Annotated in this window: 8 protein-coding genes; all 8 read left to right on the top strand. The window is 73.9% G+C overall.

Annotation, left to right across the window (positions count from 1 at the left end):
• Positions 1 to 115 precede the first annotated feature (115 nt).
• The 8 genes from ACFT55_RS17635 to ACFT55_RS17600 all read left to right on the top strand — a co-directional run bounded on the left by ACFT55_RS17635 (position 116) and on the right by ACFT55_RS17600 (position 7,579).
• Positions 116 to 595, top strand: a complete 480-nt coding sequence (locus tag ACFT55_RS17635; protein WP_380245145.1) for a nitroreductase/quinone reductase family protein — start codon at positions 116 to 118, stop codon at positions 593 to 595.
• A gap of 51 nt (positions 596 to 646) precedes the next feature.
• Positions 647 to 2,095, top strand: coding sequence for a bifunctional folylpolyglutamate synthase/dihydrofolate synthase (locus tag ACFT55_RS17630; protein ID WP_380245144.1), 1,449 nt, complete (start codon positions 647 to 649; stop codon positions 2,093 to 2,095).
• A 131-nt stretch (positions 2,096 to 2,226) separates the two neighbouring features.
• Positions 2,227 to 3,222, top strand: coding sequence for a dihydroxyacetone kinase subunit DhaK (dhaK, locus tag ACFT55_RS17625; RefSeq protein ID WP_380245143.1), 996 nt, complete (start codon positions 2,227 to 2,229; stop codon positions 3,220 to 3,222).
• Between the two features lie 41 nt (positions 3,223 to 3,263).
• On the top strand, positions 3,264 to 3,941 hold the full coding sequence (gene dhaL / locus ACFT55_RS17620) for a dihydroxyacetone kinase subunit DhaL (RefSeq protein ID WP_380245142.1): 678 nt from the start codon (positions 3,264 to 3,266) through the stop codon (positions 3,939 to 3,941).
• Positions 3,938 to 4,660 carry a dihydroxyacetone kinase phosphoryl donor subunit DhaM gene (dhaM, locus tag ACFT55_RS17615; RefSeq protein WP_380245141.1) on the top strand — a complete coding sequence of 241 codons (723 nt, stop codon included), beginning with the start codon at positions 3,938 to 3,940 and terminating at the stop codon, positions 4,658 to 4,660. The genes dhaL and dhaM overlap by 4 nt, the downstream gene beginning before the upstream one ends.
• 57 nt (positions 4,661 to 4,717) lie before the next feature.
• Positions 4,718 to 5,326, top strand: a complete 609-nt coding sequence (locus tag ACFT55_RS17610; protein WP_380245140.1) for a TetR/AcrR family transcriptional regulator — start codon at positions 4,718 to 4,720, stop codon at positions 5,324 to 5,326.
• Between the two features lie 76 nt (positions 5,327 to 5,402).
• Positions 5,403 to 7,142 (top strand): MDR family MFS transporter, encoded by a 1,740-nt coding sequence (locus ACFT55_RS17605; RefSeq protein WP_380245139.1) that lies wholly within the window; start codon positions 5,403 to 5,405, stop codon positions 7,140 to 7,142.
• Positions 7,139 to 7,579, top strand: coding sequence for a DUF4233 domain-containing protein (locus ACFT55_RS17600; protein ID WP_380245138.1), 441 nt, complete (start codon positions 7,139 to 7,141; stop codon positions 7,577 to 7,579). Before ACFT55_RS17605 ends, ACFT55_RS17600 begins: the two co-directional genes overlap by 4 nt.
• Positions 7,580 to 7,603: the final 24 nt, after the last annotated feature.

Raw genomic sequence — 7,603 nt, 5'->3', positions numbered from 1 at the left:
AGGTTCCCTCCGACCTCGCGCAGGGCACGCGTCCGCGCGCCTGGGACAGCGCGGCGGGCTAGCCTGAGGACAGCCCGGCGCGCCGGCGCCGGCGCCCCGCGAGGAGCCCCCCGCCATGGACGCGACGCCCGCCCCCGACGCCCGCCCCCCGTTCGTGCCGCCGCGCTGGTTCGTGCGCTCGGCGTGGGCGTTCCAGCGTGCCGGCTACCGGCTGACCGGCGGGCGGTGGCCGCTGCGCCGGCCGACCCCCGGCGGCAGGTTCGGCATGCTGCGCCTGCGCGTCGTCGGGCGTCGCTCCGGCCAGGAACGGGCCGTGATCCTCGGCTACGTGGAGGACGACGGCCGGTACGTCACCCTGGCGATGAACGGGTGGGGAGACCCGCCGCCCGCGTGGTGGCTCAACCTGCGCGCGCACCCCGACGCCGAGGTCGACACGGTCGACGGCGCGCGGCCCGTCCGGGCGACGGCGGCGCAGGGGCCGGAGCGCGACCGGCTGTGGGCCCTCGTCGGGAGCCACCGGGGCTGGGGCGACGTCGACCGGTTCGCGGCTCACCGGGCCGGCGAGACGCCGGTCGTCGTGCTCGCGCCGCGCTGACCCCGGTCCCACGGGGGAGGAGCGCCGGCCTGCACCGCCTATCCTCGGACCGTGACCTCTGACCTGACCCCCGACGCTGAGCACCAGTCCTCGTCCGCCGCGCGCAAGGCCCGTGCGGCCGAGCGCCAGGCCGCCCGCCAGGCGGCCGACGACGCCGTCGCCGCCGAGTCGTTGCGCGAGGTCTACGCCGAGATCATGTCCCGCGCGCCGGAGCACGACATCGACCCGACGCTCGCGCGCGTGCAGCGGGTGCTCGAGCTGCTGGGCGACCCGCAGCACGCCTTCCGCGCGATCCACCTCACCGGCACCAACGGCAAGTCGTCGACGGCGCGCATGACCGAGCGCCTCGTGCGCGAGCACGGGCTGCGCACGGGGTTGTTCACGTCGCCCCACCTGACCAGCGTCACCGAGCGCATCCAGGTCGACGGCGAGCCGCTCAGCGCCGCCCGGTTCGTCGAGGTGTGGGAGGACGTCGCGCCCTACATCGGCGTGGTGGACCGCGAGTCGCAGGAGGCCGGCGGCCCTCGCCTGAGCTTCTTCGAGGTGCTCACCGTGATGGCGGTCGCCGCGTTCGCGGACGCCCCCGTGGACGTCGCCGTGATCGAGGTCGGCATGGGCGGGCGCTGGGACTCCACCAACGTCGTGGACGGGGAGGTCGCCGTGCTCACCCCCGTCGGCCTCGACCACGAGCGCTGGCTCGGCTCGACGCTCGCGGAGATCGCGACGGAGAAGTCCGGGATCATCAAGGACGGTGCCACGGTGGTGAGCGCCGAGCAGGAGCCCGTGGTCGCGGAGATCCTGCGCGAGCGCGCGGCGGCGGTCTCCGCGCACCTGCTGCGCGAGGGCCTGGAGCTGGAGGTCGCAGGGCGGCGGGTGGCGGTCGGCGGTCAGCTCGTGGACCTCCGGACGCCCGCCGGGCTCTACACCGAGGTGCTCGTCCCGCTGCACGGCGTGCACCAGGCCCACAACGCGCTGCTGGCGCTGGCCGCGGTCGAGGCGTTCCTCGGCGGGCGCGCGCTCGACGGCGGCGTGGTCGAGGTCGCGTTCGCGGACGTCGTCGTGCCGGGGCGTCTCGAGGTGCTGCGCTCCAGCCCGACCGTCCTGGTCGACGCGGCGCACAACCCGCACGGTGCGCAGGCGCTCGTCGACGCGCTCGACGAGGAGTTCGACCTGCCGCAGCTGGTCGGCGTGGTCGCCGTCATGGCGGACAAGGACGTGGAGGGCCTGCTGGCCACCCTCGAGCCCGCGCTCACCGAGCTGGTGCTGACCCGCAACTCCTCGGACCGCTCCGCGGACCCCGAGGACCTGGCGGAGGTCGCTCGCGAGATCTTCGGCGAGGACCGCGTCCGCACCACGGCCCGCCTCGACGAGGCGCTGCAGGTCGCGGCGGACCTCGCCGAGAGCGGCGACCGCGTCGGCGTCGGCACGGGACGCGGCGTCCTGGTCACGGGTTCGGTCATCACCGTCGCGGACGCGCGGATCCTGCTCGGCCGGGGCTGAGGACCCCCGCGCCACCCCCTGCACCACGTCGCCGGGGCGGGGGCCGGGACGCTGCGGGTCGCCGCCGCCGGGTGTTGGATGGGGGCAGGCCGCCTCGGTGCTGGGCAGGCCGGGAGCCGAGGAGGCAGGACATGAAGAAGCTGCTCGACGACCCCGCGGACGCGGTCACCGACTCGCTCGCGGGGTTCGCCCTGGCGCACGCCGACCTCGTCGACGTGCACACGGAGCCCGTCTACGTGTCGCGGGCCGGCGGAACCGTGGCCGGCAAGGTCGGGCTGGTCAGCGGCGGCGGCTCCGGCCACGAGCCGCTGCACGCCGGGTTCGTCGGCGACGGGATGCTCGACGCCGCCGTCCCGGGCGCGGTGTTCACCTCACCCACGCCGGACCAGATCGTCCCCGCGATCCTGGGCGCCGACGCCGGCGCGGGGGTCGTCGCCGTCGTGAAGAACTACACCGGTGACGTGCTCAACTTCGAGACCGCGGTGGAGCTCGTCGAGGCCGAGGGGTCGCAGGTGACGACGATCCTCGTGAACGACGACGTCGCGGTCGAGGACTCCCTGTACACCGCCGGCCGCCGCGGCGTGGCCGGCACCGTGTGCGTCGAGAAGATCGCGGGCGCGGCCGCGGCGCGCGGCGACGACCTCGGCGCGGTCACCGAGGTCGCGGGCCGCGTGGTGGCGAACGTGCGGAGCATGGGGGTGGCCCTCAGCGCCTGCACGGTGCCGCACGTGGGCAAGGCGTCCTTCGACCTGCCCGACGACGAGGTCGAGATCGGCATCGGCATCCACGGGGAGCCGGGCCGCCACCGCATTCCCTTCGCCGGCGCCACCGAGATCACCCGCCGGCTGCTCGACCCGGTCGTCGAGGACCTGCGGCTGGCGGACGGTGACGACGTCCTCCTGTTCGTCAACGGGATGGGCGGCACGCCGCTGTCGGAGCTCTACGTCGTCTATGGTCGAGCGCGCGGGCTGCTCGAGGAGCGCGGCGTCACCGTCTCCCGGTCGCTCGTGGGCAACTACGTGACGTCGCTGGAGATGCAGGGCGCGTCCATCACGGTGCTGCGGCTGGACGACGAGCTGCGGGAGCTGTGGGACGCGCCGGTGCGCACGGCGGCGTTGCACTGGTGACGGGCGCCGACGAGCGTCCCGAGGCGAGGAGGCGTGCGGGGATGGGGCTCGACGTGGCTTGGGCGGAGCGTTGGGTGCGGCGCACCGCCGACGTCGTGGCAGGGGCGAAGGACGAGCTCACCGAGCTCGACCGGCAGATCGGGGACGGCGACCACGGGGAGAACCTGAACCGCGGGTTCCAGGCGGTCGTCGCCAAGCTCGACGAGCCGGGCACCGCGGAGCGCGCGGACGTCGGTGACGTGCTCATGCTGGTGGCCACCACGCTGATGTCCAAGGTCGGCGGCGCGTCCGGACCCTTGTACGGGACGGCGTTCCTGCGGGCCGCGAAGCGCTCCGCCCGCCCGAGCGTGGACGAGTCGGGTGTGGTCGTCCTGCTCGAGGCGGCGCTCGAGGGCGTGACGTCGCGCGGCAAGGCCCAGGTCGGGGAGAAGACGATGGTCGACGCGCTCGCGCCGGCGGTCGAGGCGGCCACCGCAGCCGCGGACGCCGGGCAGGACCCGGTCGGGGTGCTGCGGGCCGCCGCGGACGCGGCCGACGCCGGGGCGCTCGCGACGGTGCCGCTCGTGGCCACCAAGGGCCGTGCGTCCTACCTGGGCGAGCGCAGCGCGGGACACCAGGACCCGGGTGCCCGGTCTACGGCGCTGCTGCTGCGTGCGGCGCTGGACGCGGCGCTCGACGGCGTGGACGGCGTGGACCGCGCGGGGGCGGACCCGGAATGACCGTCGGGCTGCTGCTGGTCTCCCACTCCGCGCGGCTCGCCGAGGGGGCGGCCGAGCTGGCCCGCGAGATGGCCCCCGACGTCGTCGTGGCGTGCGGGGCGGGGGACGGCGATGGCGGTCTGGGCACGTCCCTGGAGGTCGTGCAGGAGGCGCTCGCGACCGTGCTGCCGGGCGCCGACGGTGTCGTGGTGCTGGCCGACCTCGGCTCGGCCGTGCTCACCGTCGAGACGGCGCTGGAGCTGGACGACGACCTGGCCGGCCGGGTGCGCCTGGCCGACGCGCCGTTCGTCGAGGGGGCCGTGGCGGCGGCGGTGGCGGCGCAGCAGGACGGCAGCGTCGAGGCGGTGCTCGCGGCCGCGGAGGAGGCAGGCGCGCCAGCCGTGCCTGCCGTGCCAGCCGTGCCTGCCGTGCCAGCCGTGCCTGCCGCCGGCGACGTCGCACCGGCCCCGGCCGAGCCCGCCGACCTGGTGACGGCGCGCGTCGCCGTCCGCAACCCGCTGGGCCTGCACGCCCGTCCCGCGGCGGTGGTGGCCCGCGCGGCAGCCGCGTTCGGCGGCCCGGTCACCGTGCAGGGCGTGGACGCGACGAGCGTCCTGCAGCTCATGGCGCTCGGGACGACGGCCGGGACCGAGGTCGAGGTGACCGCCCGCGGCGCCGACGCGCAGGAGGCGGTCGCCACCGTGGCCGGGCTCATCGAGGGTGGCTTCGGCGAGGTGTGAGGACGATCACCAGGCATTGCACTTGGTGCAATGTTGCAGCGGGTGCATCATTATCCGGTGACTCCTCCCACCGGTGACCTCGGACTGCGCGAGCGCAAGAAGCGCGCGCGCACGGACGCGATCGTCGACGCCGCCCAGCGCCTCGTGCTCGAGCGTGGGCTCGACGCGGTGACCGTGGAGGAGATCGCCGAGGCGGCCGAGATCTCGCCGCGCACGTTCTTCAACTACTTCGAGTCGAAGGACGACGCCGTGCTCGGCCAGGGCTCGTTCGAGCTGGGCGCCGAGGTCCGCGAGGCCTTCGCGGCCGGCGGCCCCGACGGGCGCCTGACCGCGGACCTCGAGGTGCTCGTCCGGTCGATGCTCGACGCCTTCGCCGGACCGGGGAAGCACCAGGGAGAGCAGATGCTGGAGATCCTCCAGCGCGAGCCCCGCCTGCTCGGCCGGCACTTCGCCTGGTTCGAACGCCACAAGGCCCAGGTGGTCGCGCTGTTCGAGCGACGGCACCAGGCCGTCCCCCTGCCCGCCGACCCGGAGATGTGCGCCATGGTCGTCTTCGTCGTCACCCGCGCGGCCATGGACGACTGGGTCCGCACCGACCACACGGGCGAGGTCGGCGACCGCGTGCCGCACGTCCTCGCCCGGCTCGCCGCGATCCTCACGGCCTGACCCCGGCCACGCCCCACGACCTCCCCCAGCTCCGTCACTACCCGGCGCCCCGCGCGCCACCGATCCGAGGTGTCCCATGAGCCATGCCGCTCCTACCGCGCCGGACAAGCCGCTCGTCGTCCTGACGCAGCGCACCGTCTGGCTGATCTTCGGCGCCCTGATGGCGTCGATGTTCCTGTCCTCCCTCGACCAGACGATCGTCGGCACCGCGATGCCCACGATCGTCGGTGAGCTCAACGGCGTCGAGCACCAGGGGTGGGTCATCACGGCCTACATCCTCGCCGTCGCCATCGGCATGCCGCTGTACGGCAAGTTCGGCGACCTGTACGGGCGGCGCTGGCCGTTCCTCGTCGCGATCGGCCTGTTCACGCTCGCGTCCGCCGGCGCCGGGTTCGCGCAGAACATGCCCGAGCTCGTCCTCTGGCGCGCCGTGCAGGGCCTCGGCGGCGGCGGTCTGATGATCCTGTCGCAGTCGATCATCGCCGACATCGTGCCCGCCTCCGAGCGCGGCAAGTACATGGGTCCGCTGGGTGCCCTCTTCGGCATCTCCGCGGTGCTCGGCCCGCTCCTGGGGGGCTGGCTCACCGAGGGTCCCGGCTGGCGCTGGACGTTCTGGCTGAACATCCCCATCGGCATCATCGCCTTCGCCATCGCGTGGTTCTCGCTCAAGCTGCCGTCGCACCGCTCCTCGCGGCCCGTGGACTGGGCCGGCATCGTCACGATGGCGGTCGCCACGACCGGGATCGTGCTCGTCACGAGCTGGAAGTCGCTCTCGTCGAAGGGCTACGACTGGAGCGACTGGCGCCTGTCGGGCCTCGTCGTCGTGACCCTGCTGGCCGTCGCGGCCTTCATCGTGGTGGAGACGCGGGTCGCGGAGCCGCTCATCCCGCTGCGCCTGTTCAAGAACCGCACGTTCACCATCACCACGCTCATCGGCCTGGTGCTCGGCATGGGCATGTTCTCGGCCATGGCGCTGCTCCCGTCGTTCCTGCAGATGTCGACCGGTGCGGGCGTGACCGAGTCCGGCTGGCTGATGCTCCCGATGATGGCCGGCATGATGCTGACCTCGATCGCGTCCGGCATCGCCATCTCGAAGACCGGGCGCTACAAGGTGTTCCCGGTGGCGGGCCTGGCCATCGTCGGGCTCGCGATGGTGTGGCTGACCACCCTGTCGGGGGACATGTCCATGTGGCTGTTCGGGGCGATGATCTTCGCGCTCGGCGCCGGCATGGGCCTCGTCATGCAGACGATCATCCTCGCGGTGCAGAACGCCGTGGACCCGCGCGAGCTCGGGACCGCGACGTCGGCGAACAACTTCTTCCGCGAGATCGGCGCGGCCGTCGGTTCCGCGCTGTTCACGACCATCTTCACCTCGCGCCTCACGGACAACCTCACGGACGTCTTCGCGGGCGCGCCTGCCGGGGCGGCGGGCTCGGGCGAGGCCGGGCTCACCCCGGCGCTCGTGCAGAGCCTGCCCGAGCCCTTCAAGTCGGGCGTCATCGACGCGTACGCCGACGCCCTGGCGCCGTCGTTCTGGTACCTCCTGCCCCTCATCGTGCTGGGCCTGGTGCTCGCGATCTTCCTGCCGGTGATCAAGCTCTCCGACGTCGCCGGCATGGTGGCGCGCGGCGAGGCGGTGACCGACCCGGCCAAGGCCGTCGCGGCCGGGGACGTGGCCGGTGACGTGGCCGGTGACGTGGCCGGTGACGTGGTCGTGGACGAGGTCGGGATCGCGGGCGACGCGGCAGCGGCGGAGGCCGGCTCCGGTCCCGACGGTCCCGCGACCCGCGAGCGCGCGGATATCGTGGGGTCGTGAGCAAGGACGACCGCCCCCGCCCGGGGGACCGCATCAAGCCCCGCAAGCCCGCCAAGGTGCAGTTCACGTCGATGATGCTGCAGCTGGAGGCGTTCGTGGTGCTGTTCGCGGGCGTGGCCCTCTACGGGTTGCGCAACTCCGGCTACGAGCGCGGACCGCTGGTCATCGAGTCGCCGGTGGCGCTGTGGACCGTCGTCGGCCTGCTCTTCGTGGTGCTGCTGGTGATGTCCCGCATGGTCGGCACGCCGCTGGGGTACTACGCGGGGTCGGTCGTGCAGGTCCCGGTGCTGGCGACGGGGCTCCTGCTGCCGATGATGTTCGTCGTCGGCGTGGTGTTCGTCGCCATGTGGGTCGTGGCGCTGCGCCTCGGCGGTCGCATCGACCGTGAGCGCGCGGACTACGACGCCCAGCACCCGGAGACCGCGCCCAACCTCTGACGCCTTCGAGACGGGGCCCGTCTC

The sequence above is a fragment of the Isoptericola sp. NPDC057191 genome (assembly GCF_042670225.1).
Taxonomy (GTDB): Bacteria; Actinomycetota; Actinomycetes; order Actinomycetales; family Cellulomonadaceae; genus Isoptericola.
This window is presented reverse-complemented; position numbering and strand designations above follow the sequence as displayed.